We start from the raw sequence: 24,676 nt of genomic DNA on the forward strand, positions 1-24,676 counted from the left end.
CCGCTGGACGAGCGCGGGCAGGGTCGCCGGACCCGGCCCGGCGAGGAGGCCGGCGAGGAGTTCGTGCACGGCGCGGCGGCGTCCCGGGGGCGCCCGGTGCAGGACCGCGCGGCGGAGCAGCGGGTGGCTGAAGTGCACCCGGCTCCCGGCGCGCTGGAGGGCTCCCGCGGTGCCGGCGGGGGCGAACAGCACCCGGTCGAGGTGGGCGGTGGCCAGTCCGGCCCGTGCTCCGGCGCGCAGCAGCAGGGCCGCGTCCGCGCCGGCCCCGTCCGGCTCGTGCTCCTCGGCGGCCGCGGCCAGCAGGAGCAGGGTGTGGGTGTCGGGGGAGAGCCCGTCCAGATGGCCGGCATGGGCGTCCAGGACTCTCTCGGCCCCGGGCAGCGGATACGGGAGGGCGGTGCGGCCGGCCAGTTGGCCGGCGGTGAGACGGCCGACGAGCCCTGCCATCAGACGCGGGTTCCCGGCGGCCTCGCGCAGGAGTTCGCTGCGTACGACGGGGTCGACGTCGGCCGTGCCCTCGGTGAGCCGGTCCAGCAGCGCGGTCGCCGCGTCGTCGTCGAGCGGGCCCAGGCGCAGCGCGGGCAGTCCGGCGAAGGCGGCCTCGTCGGCCGCGCCGACCACCACCGCGACCCGGCTGCCCGCGCCGAGTCTGCGGGCCGCGAAGCCGAGTGCGGCGCGGGAGTCGGGGTCCCAGGCGTCCGCGTCGTCCACGCAGACCAGCAGGGGCTGATCGGCGCCCAGGCCTCGCAGCAGGCCGAGCAGCGCTCCCGGGCTGATTCCGGAGCGCAGGATCGCGTCGGCGGCCAGGGGCAGCGGACCGGGTGCGGAGCAGAGCAGGGCATGGAGCCCGCTGTAGGGGAGGCGCTGTTCGGTGGGGGCCGCGGCGGCGAAGAGGACGGGGCCGCCGCGCCCTCCCACGTAGTGGGCGGCGGCCTGCCGCAGCAGGGCGGTCCGGCCGAGGCCGGGCGGCGAGGTCAGCACGAGCGCTCCGCCGTCCCCTACCCGCAGCCGTCCCAACAGGGTTTCCAGGATGGCTAGTTCACCGCTGCGGCCGTACAGCCGGAGCGGACTGTGCACGGTCGTCGATGGGGTCACGCTCTTCACGTTACTTCCGCGTAAACAGCGTCGGAAGGCTCGCGTCCGCTCCCTGTTCCCGGTCGGCGCCAAGCGGTGCGGGCTCCCAACGGAACGGCGTACGTGCTGTGCGAGGGCACAGTCCCGGCCCGTTCGGCGGCGGCCGCCCGTAACGTCGGTGCATGACTGATGAATTGCGTACACACGACGGTTTGACCCTGCGTTACTGGTCCTGGTCGCGGAACCCGGACAGCGCACTGCCCCCGGTGGTGCTCCTGCACGGCTTCGCCGCGCACGCCCGGCTGAACTGGGAGGGCCCCGGCGTCGTCGAGGCGCTCGTCGCACGGGGACGGCGGGTGTACGCCCTGGACGCACGCGGCCACGGCGAGTCGGACCGGCCGCACGACGACACGCACTACGGCGAATCGCTGATGGCCCGTGACGTCCGCCTGCTCATCGACCGGATCGGCGAGGACCGGGTGCATGTCGCGGGCTACTCCATGGGCGCCGTGGTGGCGGTCCTCGCCGCGGCCCAGGACACCAGGATCAGCCGCCTGGTGGCCGGAGGGATCGGTGCGGGTGCCGTGGAGGTCGGCGGCCTGGACACCCGGGTGATGCCTCCCGAGCTGGTGTCGGCGGCGCTGACGGCCGAGGACGCGGCGGACGCGCCCGAGCGGACCCGCGCCTTCAGGGTCCTGGCCGACACGGCGGGCGGGGACCGGCTGGCGCTGGCCGCCCAGATACGGGCGGTGCACCGGGACGCGCTGCCGCTGGACCGGATCAAGGTACCGACACTGGTCCTCGCCGGAGGCAGCGATCCCCTCGCGACCCGGCCCGAGGTCCTGGCCTCGGCGATAGCGGGGGCGGAGCTGACCGTGCTCCCGGGGGACCACCTGACGGCCGTACGCGATCCGGGATTCGCCGGGGCCATCGCCTCGTTCCTCGCGCGGGACTGACACCGACTGCGCCCCCGCACGGAAGGGCCGGACCGCGGTACGCGCGGCCCGGCCCCTGATCCCCCGTCGTCAGGAGGTGTGCGGGCAGGTGCCCCTGTACTCGGCGATGGACAGGCTCGCCGACGGCACCGGGCAGAGGAACTGCTCGTAGCGGGTGTCGTTGTCGATGAAGCGCTTCAGCCAGCTGATGCTGTACTTCGCGATCGTCGTGTTCGACGAGTTCGGGGTGAAGTGGCTGGCCCCGCGCAGCTCCAGGTACGCCTTGTCCAGCGAACTGGGCAGCGAGTTGTAGAACGGCTTGGAGTGCGTGGCGACGGGCGCGATCGTGTCAAGGTCGGCGCCGATGACCAGGGTCGGGGTCTTGACCTCGGGCCACGTCTTGTCCGTGTTCCAGCCGGTCAGCGGGATCGCCGCCTGCAGCGAAGGACGGTCCTTCGCCGCTTCCAGCGTGCCGCCACCACCCATGGAATGACCCATCACACCCAGCCGGGAGGAGTCGACCCGGCTGCGCACCGAGCTGTCGTCGGTCAGGTAGTCCAGCGCCGCGAGCAGCTGGTCACCACGGCTGGCCGGCTGGTCCAGCGTGGTGTTGGTGTCGATGGTGAACACCACGAAGCCCTGCGAGGCGAGCCGCGGACCGAGCCAGGCGATGCTCGACTCGTAGGCGGTGAAGCCGGGCGCGATGACGACCGCCCCGAAGGTGCCGTCCGAGGTGGACGTCGGGTAGTAGATCGTCCCGCCGCCGAAGCCTCTGACTCTCAGGGAGGAGACGGAGGTGTCCGAGACCGAGTACGGGCCGCGCAGTGACTCGATGCTGGAGTTGCTGGGCGCCGGGCCGCGCTCGTACGGGTTGTCGGCGGCCTGGGCACCGCCGGGGACGAGCGCGGTGAGCAGACCGGCGGTCGCCGCCGCGGCCACCAGGGCGCCCTTGACGGTGCGGGAGCGGCTCTTCGACGTCCGGTGGCGGCGCGGGGAGATGTCGCCGGAGGGGAGGTGCTGTTGCACGGGGGTTCCTCTCGGTTGTGGCGGCACCGCACCGCGGCAGCCGGCAGCCCTTCGTCCGGGGGCCTTCGGGGTGCACCGCGGGGTGGCGCCGTCGTTCACTGGCCTGTCGCCACTGTCGCGGTGCGCCGCCCCGGCGGACATCGGCGAGATGGCCGGTCTTCACGCCGGACCGGGCGGCCCGCGGGACCTGACGACAGCACGAAGGGCCGGACCGCGTGACGCGGTCCGGCCCCGGCGCTCCTGTGGTCAGGAGGTGTGCGGGCAGTTGCCCTTGTACTCGGCGATCGTCAGGCTCGTCGACGGCAGCGGGCAGAGGAACTGCTCGTAGCGGGTGTCGTTGTCGATGAAGCGCTTCAGCCAGCTGATGCTGTACTTCGCGATCGTCGTGTTCGACGAGTTCGGGGTGAAGTGGCTGGCCCCGCGCAGCTCCAGGTACGCCTTGTCCAGCGAACTGGGCAGCGAGTTGTAGAACGGCTTGGAGTGCGTGGCGACGGGCGCGATCGTGTCAAGGTCGGCGCCGATGACCAGGGTCGGGGTCTTGACCTCGGGCCACGTCTTGTCCGTGTTCCAGCCGGTCAGCGGGATCGCCGCCTGCAGCGAAGGACGGTCCTTCGCCGCTTCCAGCGTGCCGCCACCACCCATGGAATGACCCATCACACCCAGCCGGGAGGAGTCGACCCGGCTGCGCACCGAGCTGTCGTCGGTCAGGTAGTCCAGCGCCGCGAGCAGCTGGTCACCACGGCTGGCCGGCTGGTCCGACGTGGTGTTGGTGTCGATGGTGAACACCACGAAACCCTGCGAGGCCAGGCGCGCTCCGAGCCACGCGATGCTCGACTGGTAGGCGGTGAAGCCGGGTGAGATCACCACGGCGCCGAACGTCCCGTCCGAGGTGGACGTGGGGTAGTAGATGGTCCCGCCGCCGAAGCCGCGGACGCTGAGCGAGGACACGGTCGTCTGCGACGTGGCGTACGAGCCGCGGCTCGCCTCGATGCTCGAGTTGCTCGGGGCCGGACCGCGCTCGTACGGATTCTCGGCGGCCTGGGCACCGCCGGGGACGAGCGCGGTGAGCAGACCGGCGGTCGCCGCCGCGGCCACCAGGGCGCCCTTGACGGTGCGGGAGCGGCTCTTCGACGTCCGGTGGCGGCGCGGGGAGATGTCGCCGGAGGGGAGGTGCTGCTGCACGAGGGGGGATCCTCTCGGTTGTGGCGAGCCACACCGCGGCAGCCGGCAGCCCGTCGTCCGGGGGCCTTCGGGGAGCACCGCGTGGCGCCGTCATTCGTTGACGGCGCCACTCTGGCGGCGCGCACGCACGCGGACATCGGCGAGATGGCCGGTCCTGATGACCGGCCCCTCCCCCTGCCCGGGTCAGCGAACCGGGTGTCCGGCCTCGCGCAGGGCGCCCTTGACCTGGGAGATCCGCAGGTCACCGAAGTGGAAGACCGACGCGGCGAGGACCGCGTCCGCCCCGGCGCCGACGGCCGGCGGAAAGTCCTCGAGCCGGCCCGCCCCGCCGGAGGCGATGACGGGGACCGTGACGTGCGTCCGTACCGCCTTGATCATCTCGGTGTCGTAGCCGTCCTTCGTGCCGTCGGCGTCCATCGAGTTGAGCAGGATCTCGCCCGCGCCGAGCTCGGCCGCCCGGTGCGCCCACTCGACGGCGTCGATACCGGTGCCCCTGCGGCCGCCGTGGGTCGTCACCTCGAAGGTGCCCTCGGGGGTGCGCCGGGCGTCGACGGAGAGGACGAGCACCTGGCGCCCGAACCGCTCCGCGATCTCACGGATGAGGTCGGGGCGGGCGATGGCCGCGGTGTTGACCCCGACCTTGTCGGCCCCGGCGCGCAGCAGCTTGTCGACGTCGTCGGGGGTGCGGACCCCGCCGCCGACGGTGAGCGGGATGAAGACCTGCTCGGCGGTGCGGCGCACCACGTCGTAGGTCGTCTCCCGGTCACCGCTGGAGGCGGTGATGTCGAGGAAGGTCAGCTCGTCGGCGCCCTCGGCGTCGTAGAGCTTGGCCATCTCGACGGGGTCGCCCGCGTCGCGCAGGTTCTGGAAGTTGACACCCTTGACGACACGGCCCTTGTCGACGTCCAGGCAGGGAATGACGCGTACGGCGAGGGTCATCGCTCACCTGCCCGGTAGGCCTCGACCTCGACCTCGACGACGAGGGAGGGGTCGACGAAGCCGGACACGATGATCATGGAGGCGGCGGGCCGGACCTCGTCGAAGAGCTCCTTGTGGGCGCGGCCCACCTCGTCGACGTCCCGGGCGTGGGTGAGGTACATCCGGGTGCGGACGACGTCCTGGCGGCCGAGGCCCAGCTGTTCGAGCGCCGAGAAGGCGACCTCGAAGGAGGTGACGGCCTGTTCGTACGGGCTGCCCGCGGCGATCTGCCCCTTGACCACGGAGGTGCAGCCGGCCACCAGCACGAGGCCGCCCGGGAGTTCGACCGCGCGGGAGTATCCGAACTTCTCCTCGAAGGGGACGTCGGAGGAGATGCGGCGTACGGAGTCCGTCATGCGGCGACCGCCTTGAGTGCCTCTTCGAGGGTGAACGCCTCGGCGTACAGCGCCTTGCCGACGATGGCTCCCTCGACGCCTTCGGGGACGAGGAGGGAGATCGCGCGCAGGTCGGCGAGCGAGGAGACACCGCCGGAGGCGACGACGGGCTTGTCGGTGGCGGCGCAGACGTCCCTCAGCAGACCGAGGTTGGGGCCCTGGAGGGTGCCGTCCTTGGCGATGTCGGTGACGACGTAGCGGGCGCAGCCCTCGGAGTCGAGGCGGGCGAGCGTCTCGTAGAGGTCGCCGCCGTCACGGGTCCAGCCGCGGCCGCGGAGCGTCGTGCCGCGGACGTCGAGGCCGACGGCGATCTTGTCGCCGTGCTCGGCGATGACCTTGGCGACCCACTCGGGGGTCTCCAGGGCGGCGGTGCCGAGGTTGACGCGGCGGCAGCCGGTGGCGAGGGCGGCCGCCAGCGAGGCGTCGTCGCGGATGCCGCCGGAGAGCTCGACCTTGATGTCCATGGCGCCGGCCACCTCGGCGATCAGCGCGCGGTTGTCGCCGGTGCCGAAGGCGGCGTCCAGGTCGACGAGGTGCAGCCACTCGGCGCCGGAGCTCTGCCAGGCGAGGGCCGCCTCGAGCGGGGAGCCGTAGGAGGTCTCGGAGCCGGATTCGCCGTGCACGAGGCGGACGGCCTGTCCGTCGCGGACGTCTACGGCGGGGAGCAGTTCAAGCTTCGGCATTACAGCGTCTCGATCCAGTTGGTCAGCAGCTGGGCGCCGGCATCGCCGGACTTCTCGGGGTGGAACTGGGTGGCCCACAGCGCGCCGTTCTCCACGGCGGCCACGAACCGCTCTCCGTGCGTGGCCCAGGTGACCTTGGGTGCACGGATCTTGGCGTTGGTCACTTCGAGGGACCAGTCGTGCGCCGCGTAGGAATGCACGAAGTAGTAGCGGGCCTCGGGGTCCAGGCCGGCGAAGAGCTGGGAGCCCTCCGGGGATTCGACGGTGTTCCAGCCCATGTGCGGGACGACGTCGGCCTTCAGGGGGCCGACGGTGCCGGGCCACTCGTCGAGGCCTTCGGTCTCGACGCCGTGCTCGATGCCGCGCTCGAACAGGATCTGCATGCCGACGCAGATGCCCATGACGGGCCGGCCGCCGGACAGCCGCCGGCCGATGATCCACTCGCCGCGCGCCTGCTTCAGCCCTTCCATGCAGGCCGAGAAGGCGCCGACGCCGGGGACGAGCAGTCCGTCGGCGTTCATCGCGGTGTCGAAGTCGCGGGTGATCTCCACGTCACCGCCGACGTGGGCGAGGGCCCGCTCGGCGGATCGGACGTTGCCGAAACCGTAGTCGAAGACGACGATCTTCTTCTTGTCGCTCACAGATTCCTCAGTCCCAGAGTCCCTGGATCCGCATGACGCCTGCCACCAGACACATCACGGAGCCGATTCCGAGCAGCACGACGACGCCCTTGGGCATGCCCTGCTTCCAGAAGGAGTAGACGCCGCCGGCCAGGAAGAGGCCGACGAGGATCAGTACGGTGTTGAGGCCGGTCACAGGGCGCCCTTCGTGGACGGAAGGATGCCGGCGGCGCGCGGGTCGTGCTCGGCGGCGTAGCGCAGGGCACGGGCCAGGGCCTTGAACTGGCACTCGACGATGTGGTGGGCGTTGCGCCCGTACGGCACGTGGATGTGCAGGGCGATCTGCGCCTGGGCGACGAAGGACTCGAAGATGTGGCGGGTCATCGTCGTGTCGTACGCGCCGATCATCGGCGCCATGTTCTCGGGCTCGGTGTGCACCAGGTAGGGGCGGCCGGAGAGGTCGACGGTGACCTGGGCGAGCGACTCGTCCAGCGGGACGGTGCAGTTGCCGAAGCGGTAGATGCCGACCTTGTCGCCGAGGGCCTGCTTGAAGGCGGCGCCGAGCGCGAGCGCGGTGTCCTCGATGGTGTGGTGCGTGTCGATGTGCAGGTCGCCCTCGGTCCTGACCGTCAGGTCGAAGAGTCCGTGGCGGCCGAGCTGGTCGAGCATGTGGTCGTAGAAGCCGACCCCGGTCGCGACATCGACCTTGCCGGTGCCGTCGAGGTCGATCTCGACGAGCACGGAGGTTTCCTTGGTGGTCCGCTCCACTCTTCCCACGCGGGCCTCGCGAGTCATGCGTCGTGCTCCTTCTTCAGTTCGCGCACCGCATCGAGGAACGCGTCGTTCTCTTCCGGGGTTCCCGCGGAGACCCGCAGCCACCCCGGTACGCCGTTGTCCCGGACCAGGACGCCCCGGTCGAGGATCTGCTGCCAGGCGGTACGGCTGTCGGCGAAGCGGCCGAACTGGACGAAGTTGGCGTCCGAGTCGGTGACGGCGAAGCCGAGCTCCCGCAGTCCGTCGACCAGCCGGTCGCGCTCGCTCTTGAGCTGCGCGACGTACCCGAGCAGCGTATCGGTGTGCTCCAGGGCGGCGAGGGCGGTGGCCTGGGTGATGGAGGACAGGTGGTACGGCAGCCGCACCAGCTGGACCGCGTCGACGACGGCCGGGGCCGCCGCGAGGTAGCCCAGGCGCAGGCCCGCGGCGCCGAAGGCCTTGGACATGGTCCGCGAGAGCACCAGGTGGGGGCGGCCCTCGATCAGCGGGAGCAGCGAGGGGTGGTGGCTGAATTCGCCGTACGCCTCGTCGACGACGACCATCGAGGGCCGGGCGGCCTGGGCGGCGTCGTACAGCGCGAGGACGGTGTCCGCGTCCACGGCGGTGCCGGTGGGGTTGTTGGGCGAGGTGATGAAGACGACCTCGGGCCGGTGCTCGGCGATGGCCTTCTTCGCGGACTCCACGTCGATGGTGAAGTCCTCGTTGCGCGGTCCGGAGATCCAGCCGGTGCCGGTGCCGCGCGCGATGAGGGCGTGCATCGAGTACGAGGGCTCGAAGCCGATCGCGGTGCGGCCGGGGCCGCCGAAGGTCTGCAACAGCTGCTGGAGGACCTCGTTGGAGCCGTTGGCCGCCCAGACGTTCGCGGCGGCGACCTCGTGTCCCGCGGTGCGGGTGAGGTAGCGGGCGAGCTCGGTGCGGAGTTCGACGGCGTCGCGGTCGGGGTAGCGGTTGAGGTCCCGGGCGGCCTCGCGGACCCGTTCGGCGATGCGGTCGACCAGCGCGTCGGGCAGGGGGTAGGGGTTCTCGTTGGTGTTCAGCCGGACGGGCACGTCGAGCTGGGGCGCCCCGTACGGGGACTGGCCGCGCAGTTCGTCGCGGATCGGGAGCGCGTCCCACGGGTTACGGGTGGTGCTGTCGTCGCTCACGCCTGCGGAACCTTCCAGCCGAACCTGGCCTTGAGTGCGGCGCCGTGAGCGGGGAGGTCCTCCGCCTCGGCGAGGGTCACGACGTGGTGGGTGACCTCGGCCAGTGCGTCACGGGTGTAGTCGACGATGTGGATGCCGCGCAGGAAGGACTGCACGGACAGGCCGGAGGAGTGGCAGGCGCAGCCGCCGGTGGGCAGGACGTGGTTGGAGCCGGCGCAGTAGTCGCCGAGGGAGACGGGCGACCAGGGCCCGACGAAGATCGCGCCTGCGTTGCGGACCCGGTCGGCGACGGCGGCGGCGTTCTCCGTCTGGATCTCCAGGTGCTCGGCGGCGTAGGCGTCGACGACCTTCAGGCCGTCGTCGATCGAGGAGACCAGGACGATCGCGGACTGGCGGCCGGCCAGCGCGGGCTCGATCCGGTCGGTGATGTGCTTGGTGGCGGCGACCTGGGGCTTCAGCTCGGCCTCGGTGGCGGCGGCGAGCTCCTCGGAGTCGGTGACGAGGACGGCGGCGGCCATCGGATCGTGCTCGGCCTGGCTGATCAGGTCGGCGGCGACGTGCACCGGGTCGGCGCTCGCGTCGGCGAGGATCGCGATCTCGGTGGGGCCCGCCTCGGCGTCGATGCCGATGCGGCCCTTGAGGAGGCGCTTGGCGGCGGCGACGTAGATGTTGCCGGGGCCGGTGACGAGGTTGACAGGCAGGCAGTCCTCGGTGCCGTACGCGAACATGGCGACGGCCTGGGCGCCGCCGGCGGCGTACACCTCGTCGACGCCGAGGAGGGCGCAGGCGGCGAGGATCGTGGGGTGCGGCAGGCCGCCGAACTCCTTCTGCGGCGGGGACGCCACGGCGATGCCCTCGACGCCCGCCTCCTGGGCGGGGACGACGTTCATGACGACGGACGAGGGGTAGACCGAGCGGCCGCCCGGGACGTAGAGCCCCACGCGCTCGACGGGGACCCACTTCTCGGTGACGGTGCCGCCGGGAACGACCTGGGTGGTGTGCGTGGTGCGGCGCTGCTCGCGGTGGACGAGGCGGGCGCGGCGGACGGACTCCTCGAGCGCTGCCCGTACGGCCGGGTCGAGGCTCTCCAGGGCACCGGTGATCGCGCCGGCGGGGACCCGGATCGAGTCGAGGCGCACGCCGTCGAGTTTCTCTCCCCACTCGATCACTGCCGCGGAGCCACGATGGCGTACGTCCTGGCAGATGGGCCGCACCGTCTCCAGGGCGGCTTCCACGTCGAACTCGGCACGGGGCAGCAGGTCGCGCAGGGCGCCGCCCTCGGGGAGGGCGGTGCCGCGCAGATCGATTCGAGAGATCACACCGCAATTCTCTCAGACCGGTTCCGGCGTCCGGTCGCCCGTATCACTGGCTGATACATGTCCCGGCTGTCACTGCTGACCTTTAGCGTTCACGTCGTCACACAGAGGGAAGAACGACTGTACGAAGCGTGGGGCCGACCGCGCAGGTGGAGGTGGTGCAGTGACCGAACCGCACGACGGGGAGATCCCCGACGGGCTCAGCGCGGCGGAGCTGGGCATGTGGCAGTCGTTCAGGAACGGCACCACCTACGACCTCCGCTCGCACGACCCGGTGCGCGACGATCCCTTCGCCCCGCACAGCTGGGGCCCGGAGCGCAGCGTGGGCGCCCGGACGGTGGCACGGCTGCTGCTGAGCGGGCCGGCGGCGCGCCCCGGCCGGGTGGCCGCCCTGAAGCTCCGGGGCGTCCGCATCACCGGGAAACTGGACCTGGCCGGCGGCCGCGTCTCGCCCTACGTGGAGCTGACGGGCTGCCGCTTCGAGCAGGAGGTGGTGGTGCCCGAGTGCCACTTCACGACGCTGCGGATGGTGGGCTGCGCGCTGCCGAGGCTGGACGCGGCCCGGCTGCACACGGAGGGGGATCTGCATCTGCCGCGCTGCCGGATCGAGCGCGGCATCCGGCTCACGGACGCGCAGATCGGCACGGACCTGCTCGTCAACCAGATCCGCATCGGGCCGGACCGGCGCGGCCGCTCCTTCGTGGGTGACGGGATGTCGGTGGCGCAGGACCTCCAGGCGGAGATGATCGAGACGCGGGGCGAGGTGAGCCTGCGCGGTGCGAAGGTCGGCGGCTCGCTGAGCCTGCGCGGCAGCCGGCTGCGGGCCTCGGACGGGCGGCGGGCGCTGAACGCCCCGCAGCTGAGCGTGGAGCGCACGCTGTACATGACGGAGGCCTGGGTGAGCATCGACACGGGGAACCAGGGCACCACTCCCCCGTACGGTGTCGCGCGCGGCGGTGGCCCGGCTCGCGGGACGCGTGCGCAGGCCTTCGAGTGCCGGGGCGCGGTGCGGCTCGACGACGGGCGGTTCGGGGACGCGGTGGACCTGCACAAGGCCCGGTTCGTGCTCGGCGACCGGGAGGAGCTCTCGCTGCGCCGGATCGTCACCCCCGAGCTGCGCTTCAACGCGGAGCGCCCCCGGGAGGGCCGGGTCGTGCTGAACGGCGCGAAGGTCGTCACGCTGATCGACGTGTCGACCAGCTGGCCGGGCCCGGGCGGTCTGGCGATGGGCGGCTTCGTCTACGAGAACCTCGTGCCGTACGGCCACTTCCCGCTCTCCCGCCGCCTGGAGTGGGTACTGGCGGCGACCCCGGAGTACGTACCGGAGCCGTACGAGCGCCTCGCGGCGGTGCTCCGCAGCTGCGGGGAGGACGCGGACGCCCGGGAGGTGCTGCTGGCCAAGCAGCGGCGGCGGCGCGAGACCCTGCCGCCCGCGGGGAGGATCTGGGGCTATCTGCAGGACTGGACGGTGGCGTACGGCTACCGGCCCGGGCGGGCCCTGGTCTGGATGGCGGTGCTGTGGGCGGCCGGCGCGGTGGCCTTCTCGCAGTACCGACCGGAGTCGATCAAGGGGAGCGAGCATCCGCAGTGGAATCCCGCGCTGTACGCCCTGGACCTGCTGGTGCCGGTGATCGATCTCGGGCAGGACGGCTACTGGCTGCTGGAGGGCGGTTGGCAGTGGACGGCTGCGGCCCTCGTGCTGCTGGGGTGGATATTGGCCACGACGGTGGCGGCCGGCGCGTCCCGGCTGCTGCGGCGCGGCTGACCGGACGGGGCACCCCGTCCGTCCGGATCCCCGTCGGCACGGTGATCGAGCGGCCGGTGAGGGTTCGGCGGGAAGGGCGGTTATCGGCAACAGGAGGGTCGGTATCAAGCCAGCCACCACCCTTTCCTTTACCTTTTCTTGACCTTGGTCAGGGCAACCCTCCCACTCGCTACAGAAGCTTCACAGAGCCCCTCTGGCGCCGCCCTCACCAGGGCTTTTCAATGGTCTGCACCATGTCATTCCTCCGCGCACTGCTGACCACCGCGCGCACGCTCCGGCACGGCCCCGGGCTGTCCACCGGGCTCCCGGCGGACGACGCGGTCATGCTCGACGCCCCCGACGAGCGGCTCTCCCCCGCGCTGGTGGCGGCTGCCCTGGGCGAGTTCGAGCCTGCGGCCAAGCTGCTCGCCACCACCCGGGACGCGGCCGACTGGGAGTCCCGCGACCGCACCCTCGCCCGGCTGGTCGCCTTCGCCCGCAACCGCGACGGCTGGCTCGGCGGCTGGCTGGCCGCCGCTCCCCGGGACCCGGACGCCCTGCTCGTCAAGGCCGCGCTGGCGGTGCGCCGGGCCTGGGAGTCCCCCGCGCACGCCGAACTGCTGCGCGAGGTGGGGCCGCTGATCACGGCGGCCTCGGAGGCCGATCCCCGCGACCCGGTGCCGTGGCGCCTCGCGCTCGACCACGCCCGTGGCACGCACGCCCCCCACACCGTCTTCGAGTCGCTGTGGGAGCAGGCGGTGCGCCGCTCCCCGCACCACTACGGCAGCCATGTCTCGGCGCTCCGCTACCTCTCGGCCGAGTGGTACGGCTCCCACCGCGAGTGCTTCGACTTCGCCGAACGGGCGGCCGAGGACGCCGCCGGGGACTCCCTCGTGCAGGCGCTCCCCGTACGGGCGGCCTTCGCCCTGCTGCGGGACGAGGAGGCGGTCGCCCGGGTGACCTCGGTGCAGGTGGACCGGGTCGACGCGGCGGCCGACCTCGCGATCAGTTTCTCGGCCCGATTCCCCGCCGGTGATCCCTGGCCGGCGGAGGTCCGCAATCTGCTCGCCTACGTGCTGGTCGCACGGGGCCGCGCGGCCGAGGCCCTGGAGCAGTTCCGGCTGATCGGGCCGTACGCGACCTCGTTCCCGTGGGCGTCCGTGACCGGGGAGGCACTCGGGGGATTCCTCGACGCGCGGGCGGATGTCCGGCTCCGGGTGGCCTCCACCACGCCCCTGTGCGGGAGGCCGGAACACAGCGGGCTCCGCGGCCATTAGGCTTGGCCGTTGTGACCACCGCTCGCCTGCCCCTCTTCCCGCTGAACGCGGTGCTGTTCCCCGGCCTCGTGCTGCCGCTCAACGTCTTCGAGGAGCGTTATCGCGCCATGATGCGCGAGCTGCTCGAGATCGACGAGGACGAACCGCGCCGCTTCGTGGTGGTCGCGATCCGCGACGGCCGCGAGACCGCCCCGACGGCCACCGGCATGCCGGACACGGTCGCCGCCGCACCTCCTGTGGAGCGGGCCCCGGCCGACGGCTTCGGCCCCGATCCCATCCAGACCTTCCACCGGGTCGGCTGCGTCGCGGACGCGGCGAAGATCCGGGAGCGCGCCGACGGCAGCTACGAGGTCCTGGCCACCGGCACCACACGGGTGCGGCTGCTCTCCGTCGACGCGAGCGGCCCGTTCCTGACGGCCGAGGTCGAGGAACTGCCGGAGGACCCCGGTGCGGCCGAGGACGGCGACTCCCCGACGGACGAGGCGGGGGCGCTCTCCGAGGGTGTCCTGCGGGCCTTCCGCAGCTATCAGAAGCGACTGGCCGGAGCGAGCGAGCGTTCGCTGACGACCGGTGCGGATCTCCCTGACGACCCGTCGGTCGTCTCGTACCTGGTGGCCGCCGCCGCCGTGCTCGACGTCCCGTCGAAGCAGCGGCTGCTCCAGGCCCCGGACACCGCGACCCGGCTGCGCGAGGAACTGGCGCTCCTACGCAAGGAGACCGCCGTCATCCGGCATCTGCCGTCGTTGCCGGCGACCGAGCTGACCCGCGACCCCACGCACCCCAACTGACCCGAGGACCGGCCCGGTGGCGAAGAAGTCCAGGAAGCAGCAGCCCGGCGGCACCCCCGCCACCGTGGCCCTGACGGCGGCCGGCACCGTGTTCACGGTCCACGCCTACGACCACGACCCGGCGTCCCCGTCGTACGGCGAGGAGGCGGCCGAGGCCCTCGGGGTCTCCGCCGACCGGGTGTTCAAGACCCTCGTCGCCGATGTCGACGGCGACCTGGTCGTCGCCGTCGTGCCCGTCGCGGGATCGCTGGACCTGAAGGCGCTGGCATCGGCGGTCGGCGGCAAGCGGGCGGCGATGGCGGACCCCGCGGCCGCGGAGCGCACCACGGGCTATGTCAGGGGCGGCATCTCGCCCCTGGGCCAGCGCAAGCGCCTGCGTACGGTGCTGGACGCGTCGGCCGGGTCCCACGCCACGATCTGCGTCTCGGCGGGCCGCCGCGGCCTGGAGGTCGAACTCTCCCCCACCGACCTGGCCACCCTGACGGAAGCCGCCCTGGCCCCGATCGGCCGCCCCTGAAGCTCAGGGGACACCGAAGGCGCACCACCTCGTACGCCTCCCGTCATCTGCGCCCTGGCCCGGCCGCACACGTCCGGCCCGTCCGGCGTCCGAGGACCGGGTTCCGGGGCGGATCCCCGGTCACGGAAGGCCGGGCGATCCGTGGAACGGGCCGAGCGGCAGGCGCGCCCGGCCCGCGCCGCTAGGACCGCTCCGGGAACTCCCCCGCGCCCTTGCCGTCCTCGGCCACCGCCCCGGGCCCGAAAGCCGACTCCGGCCCGGAGGCCGAGGAGACCGGCTGCCCGTCCCCGTACGGCGCTCCGTACGGCACGCCCCACTCCGGCTCAGGATCCCGCGGCCCGAACAGCGCCGTCAGCCCCAGGTGGACGATCATCGCCGCGATGGACCAGGCAAGCATCGCCGCCCCGACCGCGTGCAGCTCGAGCGGCGCGTCGAAGGTGACCCCCTTGCCGACCTCCTTGGCATGGGCCACCACGTCGGACGTCGGACCGAACCAGGTCCCGATCCCCCACGCGAGCAGGGAGCCGAGCAGCCCGCCGAGCGCGAGCCCCACCACCAGCGGGATACCCCCGCGCCGGCGGAAGAGGAAGACGGCGACCGCCGAGACCAGGCCGAAGGCCAGGGCCAGCAGCACGAACGTGCCGTCGGCCCCGACGGCCTCCTCGCCCTCGCTGTTCTTGAGGAAGACGGCGGTGTCGTCGGAGACGAGCGGTACCCGTGGCGCCAGCCAGAGCCAGAGCAGCCCGAGGACGACGCCCGCCACCGTCAGGACCGCGGCGATCACCGCGCCCTGTTTGAGTTCCGCACGCCGCTCGTCCGTACCCGGCTGCTCGCCGGGTACGGCATGCGACCCGGAGGGCGGGCCCTGCCACGGGTCGTTCGGCTGGGGCTGGTGCGGCGGCGTCAACGGTGCGGTCACGGTGCCATCGTGCCAGGCCCGGACACGCGCCGCCTCACCGGACCGCCGCGCGGCGGTAGGCCCAGGTGGCCACGGCCAGCGACAGCACACCGACCGCCGCGCACACCGCGAGGTCGAGGGCGACGACCGCCCAGTCGGGATGGGCGCCGAAGGACCGGGACAGCGCCTCGACTCCGTACGTCGAGGGGAGGAGGTCGCGTGCCCACCCGACGGGGCCGGGCAGCCGCTCGGCCGGCAGCACGCCGAGCAGCAGCGCGGCCGACATCCCGAGCTGGCCGAGCAGCGTCGCGAGTTCCTGCCGCGGTGCCAGCAGCCCGAGTGCGGCGCCCAGGCCTGAGAGCGCGGCCCCGGAGAGCGGGATGACCGCGACGAGCACCCACAGGTGCGTCATGGGCAGCCCGAACAGCGCGCTGCCGGCCACCGCCGTGACGATCGTGCCGGGCACGGTGAACGAGGCGTACGCCCCGGCCGCCCCCAGCACCACCGCGGCGGGCGGCACGGGCAGGGTCGCGTAGTGGTCGAGCCCGCCGCCGGCCCGGAGCTGGCCGAAGTACTGGGCGAGCAGGTTGAGCGCGACGAAGGCCACGACCAGCACGCTGGACCCGGCCACGACGGCACGGGCCTCCTCGCCGCCGTCGACGACCCCGCGCATCAGCACCATGATCCCGACGGACTGGAACGTGGCGACGAACAACAGCGGAATCCGTGCGACCCTCGCCCGCGACAGCTGCGCCCGGTAGACGGCGGCCAGCGACGGCAGCAGCCTGGCCCGCGGCGCGAGGGCCGCGGGGGCGGTGCGGGACGGCCGGCCGTCCCGCACGGCGGAGGTCCGTGCCCTCGGCCCGGACACCTTCGCGGACTCCGCGGGAACGATGCTCGTCACCTGGCAGTGCTCCCGTCCGACTCCGACACGTATCCCGACACGTCCACCGTCCTGATCACGCCTTCACCAGTCCCTCGCCGGCCGCGGCCGCGTCCCCGCCGAGTGCCAGGTAGACGTCCTCCAGGCTGGGTGTGGCCAGGGTGAAGTCGTCGAGCGAGGAGAACGCCTCCCCGCCGGTCACCGCGGCCACGGCGGCCCGCGCCTCGTCGGGACCGAGCCGCAGCACCCACTTGCGCCCCGATTCCCGGGCGGACTCACGGAGTGCGGCGACCTCCGGGACGTCCAGCGGTGCGCGTTCGCGCCACACGAGCTCGACCCGGACCTCGCCGGCCACCCGCTCCTTGAGACCGGAGGGGGTGTCACAGGCGATGACCCGGCCGCGTTCCATGACGGCCACCCGGTCCAGGACCGTCTCGGCCTCGATCACGTTGTGGGTCACGAGCAGCACCGTCGCACCGTGCTCGGCCCGCCGCCGGTCCACGGCGGACCAGACGGAACGCCGGGCGACGGGGTCCATACCGGTCGTGGGCTCGTCCAGCACGAGGACGGGGCGCTCACCGACCAGGGTCGCGGCGAAGCAGGCGAGCCGCCGCTGTCCGCCTGACAGCTTCTTCAGCGGGCGCCCCGCGAGCCCGGTGAGCCCGAGCTCCTCCAGGACGTCGTCCCGCGCCGCCCGCGCCTCCCGTACGGGCAGGCCCCGCAGCCGCCCGGTGGTCTCCGCGGCCAGCGACACCGTCAGCTCGTCGAGGGCGGTCGACTCCTGCCCGAGGTAGCCGATGAGCCGGGAGGCCCGCTCGGGGTGGCGCACGAGGTCGTGTCCCAGCACCTCGACGCTCCCGGAGTCGGGGCGCATGAGTCCGGTGAGCTGGCGCACGAGCGTGGACTTGCCCGCGCCGTTGGGCCCGAGCAGCCCGAAGATCTCCCCGCGCCGGACGTCGAGGCGGACCCCGTCGGTGGCACGCACCTCGGGGGTGGCGGCCCGGCCGCGTCGGCCGCGGACCGCGGGGTAGGTCTTGACCAGATCACGCACCGCGCACACGGTCCCGGTCCGTGCCTGTGCCGTGTCCGTAGCCTGTGCTGTGCCCGTACTCACGAGGAATGAGACTACGGGGTCGGATGCCCCGTATTGCGTCCGGGGGCGGGCAGGGTCACCCCGCTCACTCCCCCGCGGGAGCGTGTTCGGCGGCGGCCCGTACGTCGATCTCGCGCCAGAACCCCGCCCTGATGGCATAGCGGTCGTGCTCGTCGATCTGGTCGTCCTTGTGGGCGAGCAGGCCGAAGCGGGCCGCGTACCTCAGCAGTTCGCCGTCGATGCGGTGCGGGATGCGGGGGTACATCGTGGAGAGCTTCTGCAGGTGGACGGTCTCCGGCAGCCTCTCCATCCAGCGCCGGGCGAAGACCTGGCCGACCTCGAAGGGGTCACCGCCGACGGTGGTGATGTCCTCCTCCCGGTCCGCCCAGCGCTGTTCCGCACTGGTGAGATGCGCCAGGGTCGGCAGGGACGCGGTCTCGGCCGGTTCACCGAGAGGTCCGCCGCGCTCGACCCAGCCCCTGTCGGAGGACCAGCGCAGCGTCGCGTTGGGCGCGGGCGGCTGTGCGGCGTGGTGCGTGGCCCCCGCCCCGGGGGCGCGCAGACTCGCCAGATCCTTGGGGGTGGGGACGCCCTTGTGGCCGGGCGCGGGAGGGGCGTCCGGGGTGTCCTGTCCGGCCGGTGCGCCGGTGACGTCGCGGGCCGCGGCGGCCTGGGCCTCCGATGCCCGCTCGGCCGAGGCTGCGAGGGCGGCCTCGGGCAGCGGGGCGGAGAGGATCGCGGCGATCTCGGGGCGCGGGACGGGCGGGGGCGCGCAGACTCCGCCGGTCTCCTTGGCCCGTACGGCCCTGGTGATCCAGGCACGGTCGAGCACCCTGCGTTCGTCGGCCTCGGCGACGAGGTCCTCGGACTGGTTGTAGTCACCGTCGGCGGCCTGGACCGCCCAGAGGTGGACGGCGACGCCGTGCTCCTTGGCGGACATCAGTCCGGGCAGCAGGTCTCCGTCACCGGTCACGAGCACCACGTCGGAGCAGGCGCGGTTTCTGGCCAGCTCGGTCAGTTCGGCGTGCATGGCCGCGTCGACGCCCTTCTGCGCCCACCGGCCGTCACTGCGTGTGAGGGCTCCCAGCCGAACGGTCACCCTGGGCATGACCCGGAGCCGGCGGTGCTCGGGCTGCGGAACGCGGTCGGGTGCGCCGTCGAACCAGTAGATGCGCAGCAGGGGCTGTTCCGTGTCGGCCTCGGCGCGCTCGCGCAGGCCCTGGATCAGGGCCGCGTGGTCGACGGTGATGCGGGAACGGGCGGGCTCTCCGGCCAGCAGGCTCGCGGCTGCGCCCAGCAGGTAGCCGGCGTCCACCAGGACGACGCAACGGTCCACGCGTTCCACCCTCTTCCGATCGGGAGCGGATCAGCGGGCCCGGACATGGAGGGTGGGTCCGCCGACCCGGGTTCGCTTACTCAGGGTTTCCTTCGAGTCTGCCCGACGGCACCGTCGTTAAGGTCCGGAACTCGATCATCGGCGTGGCGGATCCGAGAACGGCGCATGATACCGCGCCTACTACACTCTGTAATGATCCAATATGCGTCCTTTGTGGTGATATGTGAGTCTGACAGCGGTTCTGGACCCCCAGATCTCCCACAGGAGGCATCACGATGGCGAAGAACAAGAACCGCAAGCAGGGCAGCCAGCACGACCGCGCTTCCGCCGCGGAGCGCGGCGCGGAGGAGGCCAAGTCGACGGCGTACGAGTCGCAGACCCAGCCGCAGTCGCAGGCTCAGGGCAGCCCGTCCGACGTCGCCCGCAAGCACCAGAAGCGCTTCGGCCACAACTGACGGCCCACCGGGCCGACAGGCCGAGAGGGGCGCCCCGCCACTGGCGGGGCGCCCCTCTCGCGGGTGGCGGGGCGGGTCTCAGCCGGCCAGGCAGGACGGGCCGAGCAGCACCTTCAGGTCTCCGAAGAGTGCCGGGTCCGGCTTGACCCGGTGGCGGTCGAGGCGGAGCACGGTGGTCTTGCGGGGGCCCTGGAGCCTGATGCGGACCTCGGTGTCGCCCCGGTGGTTGCTGAGGACCTCACCGAGCCGGCTGACCATGGGCGGGGTGACCCTGACCGTGGGGATGGTCAGGACGACGGGCGCGTTGGTCCCGGCGTTGGAGATGTCGGGGACCTGCATCTCCATGGCGACCAGGCGCGGCACGTCCTCGCGCTTGTCGAGGCGTCCCTTGACGAAGACGACGGTGTCCTCGACGAGCTGGGTGGAGACCAGCTGGTAGGTCGCGGGGAAGAACATGCACTCGATGGAGCCCGCGAGGTCCTCCACGGTCGCGATGGCCCAGGCGTTGCCCTGCTTGGTCATCTTGCGCTGGAGGCCGGAGATGATGCCGCCCACGGTGACGATCGCGCCGTCGGAGTGCTCACCGCCGGTGAGCTGGGAGATCGCCGCGTCCGACTTGTCGGACAGGACGTGCTCCAGACCGAAGAGCGGGTGGTCGGAGACGTAGAGGCCGAGCATCTCGCGCTCCTGCGCGAGCAGGTAGGACTTCTCCCACTCGATGTCGGAGAACTCCACGTCGAGGCCGAAGCCCGGCTCGTCGCTGGTGTCGTCGCCGCCGCCGAAGAGGTCGAACTGTCCCTCGGCCTCCTTGCGCTTGACCTGCACCACGTTGTCGATCATCGGCTCGTGGTGGGCGACGAGTCCCTTGCGGGTGTGTCCCATCTCGTCGAAGGCGCCGGCCTTGATGAGCGACTCGACGGTCCGCTTGTTGCAGACGACCGCCTCGACCTTGTCGAGGAAGTCGGGGAACGTGGAGTACTTCCCCTTCGCCTTGCGGCACCTGATGATCGAGTCGACCACGTTCGTACCGACGTTGCGGACGGCGGTCAGGCCGAAGAGGATCACGTCGTCACCCTGGGCGGCGAAGTTCGGCTCGGACTCGTTGACGTTCGGCGGGAGCACCTTGATGCCCATGCGCCGGCACTCGTTGAGGTAGACCGCGGACTTGTCCTTGTCGTCCTTGACGGACGTCAGGAGGGCGGCCATGTACTCGGCGGGGTAGTTCGCCTTGAGGTAGGCGGTCCAGTAGGTGACCAGCCCGTAGGCGGAGGAGTGCGCCTTGTTGAAGGCGTATCCGGCGAACGGCACCAGGACGTCCCAGAGCGCCTTGATGGCCGCGTCGGAGAAGCCGTTCTTCTTCGCTCCGGCCTCGAAGAGGACGAAGTTCTTCGCCAGCTCGTCGGCCTTCTTCTTGCCCATCACGCGGCGCAGGATGTCGGCCTCGCCGAGCGAGTAGCCGGCGACGATCTGGGCGGCCTTCTGCACCTGCTCCTGGTACACGATCAGGCCGTAGGTGAGGCCGAGGACCTCCTTGAGCGGCTCCTCAAGCTCAGGGTGGATCGGGGTGATCTCCTGGCGGGCGTTCTTGCGCTCGGCGTAGTTCGTGTGCGAGTTCATTCCCATCGGGCCCGGCCGGTAGAGGGCCGAGACGGCGGAGATGTCCTCGAAGTTGTCGGGCTGCATCTGGCGCAGCAGCGAGCGCATGGGGCCGCCGTCGAACTGGAACACCCCGAGCGTGTCACCGCGGCAGAGCAGCTCGTACGTCTTGGGGTCGTCCAGCGGCAGGGCGAGCATCTCCAGGTCGACGCCCTTGTTGGCCTTCACCATCTTGATGGCGTCGTCCATGATCGTCAGGTTGCGCAGGCCCAGGAAGTCCATCTTCAGCAGGCCGAGCGACTCGCACTGGGGATAGTCCCACTGCGTGATGGTGACGCCGTCGGTGTGCCGGACCCAGACCGGGGCGTGGTCGACGATGGGCTCGCTGGACATGATCACGCCGGCGGCGTGGACGCCCATCTGCCGGACCAGGCCCTCGACGCCCTTGGCGGTGTCGATGACCTTCTGGACGTCCGGTTCGTTCTCGTACATCCCGCGGATCTCGCCGGCCTCGCTGTAGCGCGGGTGCTTGGGGTCGGTGATGCCGCTGAGGTCGATGCCCTTGCCGAGGACGTCGGCGGGCATGGCCTTGGTGAGCCGGTCGCCCATCGCGTACGGGTAGCCGAGGACGCGGGCGGAGTCCTTGATGGCGTTCTTGGCCTTGATCTTGCCGTAGGTGCCGATCATGGCGACCTTGTCGGCGCCGTACTTCTCGGTCACGTACCGGATGACCTCGACGCGCCGGCGCTCGTCGAAGTCGATGTCGACGTCGGGCATGGAGACGCGCTCGGGGTTGAGGAAGCGCTCGAAGATCAGCCCGTGGGTGATCGGGTCGAGGTCGGTGATGCCCATGGCGTACGCGACGATCGAACCGGCGGCGGAACCTCGGCCGGGACCCACCGCGATGCCGTTGTTCTTGGCCCACATGATGAAGTCGGCGACGACGAGGAAGTACCCCGGGAACCCCATCTGGATGATGATGTCCATCTCGTACTCGGCCTGCTTCTGGCGGTCCTCGGGGACGCCCTCCGGGTAGCGGCGGCCCATGCCGACCCGGACCTCCTCCTGGAACCAGGTGACCTCCGTGAAGCCCTCGGGGATCTCGAACTTCGGCATCAGGTCGCGCTTCTCGAACATGCCGGTGGTGTCGATCTGCTGGGCGACCAGGAGGGTGTTGGCGCAGCCCTCCTGCCAGGCGTCGGAGGAGTCGACGCCGTACATCTCGTCCGTCGTCTTGAGGTAGTAGCCCGTGCCGTCGAAGCGGAAGCGGTCCGGGTCGGAGAGGTTCTTGCCCGTCTGGATGCAGAGCAGGGCGTCGTGGGCGGTCGCCTCGTTGGCGTAGGTGTAGTGGGAGTCGTTCGTCACGAGCGGCGGGATGCCGACCTTCTTGCCGATCTCCAGGAGCCCGTCGCGGACCCGGCGCTCGATCTCGATGCCGTGGTCCATCAGCTCCAGGAAGTACCGGCCCTCGCCGAAGATGTCCTTGTAGTCGGAGGCCGCCTGCACCGCCTCGTCGAACTGCCCGAGCCGCAGCCGGGTCTGCACCTCGCCGGAGGGGCACCCGGTGGAGGCGATCAGGCCCTCGGACCACTGGGAGATGGTCTCCTTGTCCATGCGGGGCCACTTCTGAAGCCAGCCCTCGGCGTAGGCGTCGGAGGAGAGCTTGAAGAGGTTGTGCAGTCCGGTGCTGTTGGACGCCCAGATCGTCTTGTGGGTGTAACCGCCGGAACCCGAGACGTCGTCGCGCTTCTGGTGCGGCTGACCCCACTGGATCTTGCGCTTGTGCTTGCGCGAGGCGGGGGCGACGTACGCCTCGATCCCGATGATCGGCGTGACCCCGGCCTTCTGGGCCGAGTGGAAGAAGTCGTAGGCGCCGTGGAGGTTGCCGTGGTCGGTCATCGCGATGTGCGACATGCCCATCGTGTTGGCCGCCTCGAACATGTCCTTGAGCCGCGCGGCACCGTCCAGCAGGGAGTACTGGGTGTGGACGTGCAGGTGCGTGAAGGGCGGCTTGCTCACGGCGCTGTGCCTCCGGGGTCGGCGTGGCCGGGCGCGCGGGCGCTCGGCGAGGGGTGGTGGCGGGGAGACGGACGGGTGGTGACGGGCAGGGGGGACAGCGTGGAAGTCTACGTCTCCGAGATGTCCGGCGACGGGCACTCCGGGGTACGGTCGCGCGTTGGAAGGGCGGGGACGCCCGTCCCTTTTGTCATGAACGCCATGTACCAGGAGGCACCCAGCGATGTCGGACACGCAGACCGGCGCAGAGCAGCGCGGGGAGCAGATTCTCGCCGTTTTCGACACCGCGTTCGGGCAGCTCCTGGCCGCCGACCCCGCAGCCTTCCGGGTCAAGTTCCGCAAGATGGCGGGCTCCGCCTTCGCCTTCTACCGGGGCTCGGCCGGCCTGTTCTACGCCGACCTGGACCGTGAGCAGCACACCGGTGCCTATCTGGACGAGCGCACGAGCCGGGTATGGATCCACGGCGACCTGCACGCCGAGAATTTCGGTACGTACATGGACGCCAACGGCCGCCTCGTGTTCAACGTCAACGACTTCGACGAGGCGTACGTGGGCCCCTTCACCTGGGACCTCAAGCGCTTCGCCGCCTCCATCGCCCTGATCGGTTACGCGAAGGCGCTGGGCGACGACCAGATCACCGAGCTCGTCCGGGTCTACGCCGCCGCCTACCGGGAGCGGATCCACGCCCTGGCGACGGGCGCGAAGAACGACGAGGTGCCGCCCTTCACCCTGGACACCGCCGAGGGCCCGCTGCTCGGCGCGCTGCGTGACGCCCGCTCGCTCACCCGGTTCGGCCTGCTGGACTCGATGACGGAGATCCGGGACTTCGAGCGCCGCTTCAGCGCCGACGGCGGTGCGATCGACCTGGACGCGGCGACGCGCTACAAGGTGCTGGCGGCGTTCGACGGCTATCTGGAGACACTGCCGGAGTCGAGCCTGTCGCGGCCCGACTCCTACCGGGTGAAGGACGTCGTCGGCCGTCGGGGCATCGGCATCGGGTCGGCCGGCCTGCCCTCGTACAACATCCTCCTGGAGGGCAACAGCGACGCCCTGGAGAACGACGTGGTGATCTACCTCAAGCAGGCGCAGACCCCGGCGGTCTCCCGGCATGTCACCGGCACGGCCGTCCGCGAGTACTTCCAGCACGAGGGCCACCGCACGGTGATCTCGCAGCGCGCGCTGCAGGCGCACGCCGACCCGTGGCTGGGCTGGACCGAGCTCGACGGTGCCGGGCAGTTGGTCGCCGAGGTCTCTCCCTACGCGGTCGATCTGGACTGGTCCGACATCGACGAGCCGGAGGAGATCGCCGCGGTGGTCGCCGACCTCGGCCGGGCCACGGCGACGATGCACTCGGCGGCGGACGACGAGAGCGGGCACTCGCTGGTGCCGTTCTCCACGGAGCGCGCGATCGACGCGGCCGTCGCGGCCGACGAGGAGGGCTTCGCGGAGCTGCTGGTCGACTTCGCTCACAGCTACGGCGCCCGCGCCCGGGCCGACCACCAGATCTTCGTCGACCTCTTCCGCAACGGCCGTATCCCGGGCCTGTAGGCCGGGGCCCGCAGGGTCCTTAGCGGGCACTTACAGGAACGCATGGCACACTCTCCGGCGATGGACGTATCAGGGACGCAGATCAGAGCGGTACGCGCGGCGCTGTTCACCGCGCTCGTCGTCACGCTCTCGTCCGCGTCCCACGTGCTGCTCTCCCGGGTCCCGCTGCCGATGACGGCTGTCGTGCTGCTGGCCGGGGCCGTGTTCGCCGTGGCGTTCGCGCTGGCGGGCCGGGAGCGCGGCTTCGCGGCGATCGCCGGACTGCTCGTGCCGCTGGAGCTGGTCGCCGACACGGTGTTCACCACGGGCCAGCACCTCTGTTACGGAGCGGCGGGCGGCCCTGTCGCGGGCCCGCTGCGCTCCGTGGGCGTCGACGTGTTCTGCGGCGGCGAGGCC

The 24,676-nt window shown here is 71.7% G+C and carries 23 protein-coding genes and 1 pseudogene; 8 read left to right on the top strand and 16 right to left on the bottom strand.

What is annotated here, in order from left to right:
* The coding region (locus B9S57_RS29945; RefSeq protein ID WP_258036699.1) for an AAA family ATPase at window positions 1-1,095 on the bottom strand (1,095 nt) is incomplete at its 3' end.
* Between the two features lie 161 nt (window positions 1,096-1,256).
* Between B9S57_RS29945 and B9S57_RS29950 the strand changes: the two genes are divergently transcribed.
* Window positions 1,257-2,030, top strand: a complete 774-nt coding sequence (locus B9S57_RS29950) for an alpha/beta fold hydrolase (protein WP_103760311.1) — start codon at window positions 1,257-1,259, stop codon at window positions 2,028-2,030.
* A 69-nt stretch (window positions 2,031-2,099) separates the two neighbouring features.
* Here B9S57_RS29950 and B9S57_RS29955 read toward each other — a convergent pair whose 3' ends face one another.
* From B9S57_RS29955 to hisD, 10 genes are all read right to left on the bottom strand, one after another.
* On the bottom strand, window positions 2,100-3,035 hold the full coding sequence (locus tag B9S57_RS29955; RefSeq protein WP_103760312.1) for a dienelactone hydrolase family protein: 936 nt from the start codon (window positions 3,033-3,035) through the stop codon (window positions 2,100-2,102).
* A gap of 246 nt (window positions 3,036-3,281) precedes the next feature.
* A complete protein-coding gene (locus B9S57_RS29960; RefSeq protein ID WP_103760313.1) occupies window positions 3,282-4,217 on the bottom strand; it encodes a serine aminopeptidase domain-containing protein in 936 nt (311 codons plus the stop codon).
* Between the two features lie 183 nt (window positions 4,218-4,400).
* A complete protein-coding gene (gene hisF / locus B9S57_RS29965; protein ID WP_103760314.1) occupies window positions 4,401-5,156 on the bottom strand; it encodes an imidazole glycerol phosphate synthase subunit HisF in 756 nt (251 codons plus the stop codon).
* Window positions 5,153-5,551, bottom strand: coding sequence for a RidA family protein (locus B9S57_RS29970; protein ID WP_103760315.1), 399 nt, complete (start codon window positions 5,549-5,551; stop codon window positions 5,153-5,155). Before B9S57_RS29970 ends, hisF begins: the two co-directional genes overlap by 4 nt.
* Entirely contained in the window at window positions 5,548-6,273 is a 726-nt protein-coding gene (gene priA / locus B9S57_RS29975; protein WP_103760316.1) for a bifunctional 1-(5-phosphoribosyl)-5-((5-phosphoribosylamino)methylideneamino)imidazole-4-carboxamide isomerase/phosphoribosylanthranilate isomerase PriA, read from the bottom strand. The genes B9S57_RS29970 and priA overlap by 4 nt, the downstream gene beginning before the upstream one ends.
* Window positions 6,273-6,914, bottom strand: a complete 642-nt coding sequence (gene hisH / locus B9S57_RS29980; RefSeq protein ID WP_103760317.1) for an imidazole glycerol phosphate synthase subunit HisH — start codon at window positions 6,912-6,914, stop codon at window positions 6,273-6,275. Before hisH ends, priA begins: the two co-directional genes overlap by 1 nt.
* Before the next feature lie 7 nt (window positions 6,915-6,921).
* Window positions 6,922-7,089 carry a hypothetical protein gene (locus B9S57_RS34775; RefSeq protein ID WP_014156783.1) on the bottom strand — a complete coding sequence of 56 codons (168 nt, stop codon included), beginning with the start codon at window positions 7,087-7,089 and terminating at the stop codon, window positions 6,922-6,924.
* The gene (gene hisB / locus B9S57_RS29985; RefSeq protein ID WP_103760318.1) at window positions 7,086-7,688 is read right to left on the bottom strand and encodes an imidazoleglycerol-phosphate dehydratase HisB; all 603 of its coding nucleotides are present in this window, start codon (window positions 7,686-7,688) and stop codon (window positions 7,086-7,088) included. Before hisB ends, B9S57_RS34775 begins: the two co-directional genes overlap by 4 nt.
* Window positions 7,685-8,812, bottom strand: coding sequence for a histidinol-phosphate transaminase (locus B9S57_RS29990; protein WP_103760319.1), 1,128 nt, complete (start codon window positions 8,810-8,812; stop codon window positions 7,685-7,687). The genes hisB and B9S57_RS29990 overlap by 4 nt, the downstream gene beginning before the upstream one ends.
* On the bottom strand, window positions 8,809-10,131 hold the full coding sequence (hisD, locus tag B9S57_RS29995) for a histidinol dehydrogenase (protein WP_103760320.1): 1,323 nt from the start codon (window positions 10,129-10,131) through the stop codon (window positions 8,809-8,811). Before hisD ends, B9S57_RS29990 begins: the two co-directional genes overlap by 4 nt.
* Before the next feature lie 160 nt (window positions 10,132-10,291).
* On the opposite strand from hisD, the gene B9S57_RS30000 reads away from it, so the two are divergent.
* The 4 genes from B9S57_RS30000 to ybaK all read left to right on the top strand — a co-directional run bounded on the left by B9S57_RS30000 (window position 10,292) and on the right by ybaK (window position 14,454).
* On the top strand, window positions 10,292-11,893 hold the full coding sequence (locus B9S57_RS30000; protein ID WP_103760321.1) for an oxidoreductase: 1,602 nt from the start codon (window positions 10,292-10,294) through the stop codon (window positions 11,891-11,893).
* 221 nt (window positions 11,894-12,114) lie between these two features.
* Window positions 12,115-13,149, top strand: coding sequence for a hypothetical protein (locus B9S57_RS30005; protein ID WP_103760322.1), 1,035 nt, complete (start codon window positions 12,115-12,117; stop codon window positions 13,147-13,149).
* Window positions 13,150-13,160: 11 nt separating this feature from the next.
* Window positions 13,161-13,937 (top strand): LON peptidase substrate-binding domain-containing protein, encoded by a 777-nt coding sequence (locus tag B9S57_RS30010; RefSeq protein ID WP_103760331.1) that lies wholly within the window; start codon window positions 13,161-13,163, stop codon window positions 13,935-13,937.
* A gap of 16 nt (window positions 13,938-13,953) precedes the next feature.
* Entirely contained in the window at window positions 13,954-14,454 is a 501-nt protein-coding gene (gene ybaK, locus B9S57_RS30015; protein ID WP_103760323.1) for a Cys-tRNA(Pro) deacylase, read from the top strand.
* A gap of 181 nt (window positions 14,455-14,635) precedes the next feature.
* On the opposite strand, the gene B9S57_RS30020 is transcribed toward ybaK, so the two are convergent.
* The 4 genes from B9S57_RS30020 to B9S57_RS30035 all read right to left on the bottom strand — a co-directional run bounded on the left by B9S57_RS30020 (window position 14,636) and on the right by B9S57_RS30035 (window position 18,673).
* Entirely contained in the window at window positions 14,636-15,373 is a 738-nt protein-coding gene (locus B9S57_RS30020; RefSeq protein WP_103760324.1) for a DUF2567 domain-containing protein, read from the bottom strand.
* 34 nt (window positions 15,374-15,407) lie between these two features.
* A complete protein-coding gene (locus B9S57_RS30025) occupies window positions 15,408-16,256 on the bottom strand; it encodes an ABC transporter permease (protein WP_103760325.1) in 849 nt (282 codons plus the stop codon).
* A gap of 55 nt (window positions 16,257-16,311) precedes the next feature.
* Window positions 16,312-17,295, bottom strand: a complete 984-nt coding sequence (locus tag B9S57_RS30030) for an ABC transporter ATP-binding protein (RefSeq protein WP_103760326.1) — start codon at window positions 17,293-17,295, stop codon at window positions 16,312-16,314.
* A gap of 118 nt (window positions 17,296-17,413) precedes the next feature.
* Window positions 17,414-18,673: an NYN domain-containing protein gene (locus B9S57_RS30035; protein WP_103760327.1), complete on the bottom strand. Its 1,260-nt coding sequence runs from the start codon at window positions 18,671-18,673 to the stop codon at window positions 17,414-17,416.
* 266 nt (window positions 18,674-18,939) lie between these two features.
* Here B9S57_RS30035 and B9S57_RS30040 point away from each other — a divergent pair, with 266 nt between their 5' ends.
* Window positions 18,940-19,119 (top strand): hypothetical protein, encoded by a 180-nt coding sequence (locus B9S57_RS30040; RefSeq protein WP_103760328.1) that lies wholly within the window; start codon window positions 18,940-18,942, stop codon window positions 19,117-19,119.
* A 78-nt stretch (window positions 19,120-19,197) separates the two neighbouring features.
* On the opposite strand, the gene dnaE is transcribed toward B9S57_RS30040, so the two are convergent.
* Window positions 19,198-22,734: a DNA polymerase III subunit alpha gene (gene dnaE / locus B9S57_RS30045; RefSeq protein ID WP_103760329.1), complete on the bottom strand. Its 3,537-nt coding sequence runs from the start codon at window positions 22,732-22,734 to the stop codon at window positions 19,198-19,200.
* Between the two features lie 220 nt (window positions 22,735-22,954).
* On the opposite strand from dnaE, the gene B9S57_RS30050 reads away from it, so the two are divergent.
* Both B9S57_RS30050 and B9S57_RS30055 read left to right on the top strand, forming a co-directional pair.
* Window positions 22,955-24,280 carry a DUF2252 domain-containing protein gene (locus B9S57_RS30050; RefSeq protein ID WP_103760330.1) on the top strand — a complete coding sequence of 442 codons (1,326 nt, stop codon included), beginning with the start codon at window positions 22,955-22,957 and terminating at the stop codon, window positions 24,278-24,280.
* 60 nt (window positions 24,281-24,340) lie between these two features.
* Window positions 24,341-24,676: pseudogene (locus B9S57_RS30055) on the top strand (hypothetical protein); the annotation flags it as partial.

Source organism: Streptomyces sp. SM10 (assembly GCF_002910915.1).
Taxonomy (GTDB): domain Bacteria; phylum Actinomycetota; class Actinomycetes; order Streptomycetales; family Streptomycetaceae; genus Streptomyces.

Coding starts and splice junctions, on each gene's coding strand:
- B9S57_RS29950 (WP_103760311.1), top strand. CDS start 1,257: ATGACTGATGAATTGCGTACACACGACGGTTTGACCCTGCGTTACTGG.
- hisF (WP_103760314.1), bottom strand. CDS start 5,156: ATGACCCTCGCCGTACGCGTCATTCCCTGCCTGGACGTCGACAAGGGC.
- B9S57_RS29970 (WP_103760315.1), bottom strand. CDS start 5,551: ATGACGGACTCCGTACGCCGCATCTCCTCCGACGTCCCCTTCGAGGAG.
- priA (WP_103760316.1), bottom strand. CDS start 6,273: ATGCCGAAGCTTGAACTGCTCCCCGCCGTAGACGTCCGCGACGGACAG.
- hisB (WP_103760318.1), bottom strand. CDS start 7,688: ATGACTCGCGAGGCCCGCGTGGGAAGAGTGGAGCGGACCACCAAGGAA.
- B9S57_RS30005 (WP_103760322.1), top strand. CDS start 12,115: ATGGTCTGCACCATGTCATTCCTCCGCGCACTGCTGACCACCGCGCGC.
- B9S57_RS30040 (WP_103760328.1), top strand. CDS start 18,940: ATGGCGAAGAACAAGAACCGCAAGCAGGGCAGCCAGCACGACCGCGCT.
- B9S57_RS30050 (WP_103760330.1), top strand. CDS start 22,955: ATGTCGGACACGCAGACCGGCGCAGAGCAGCGCGGGGAGCAGATTCTC.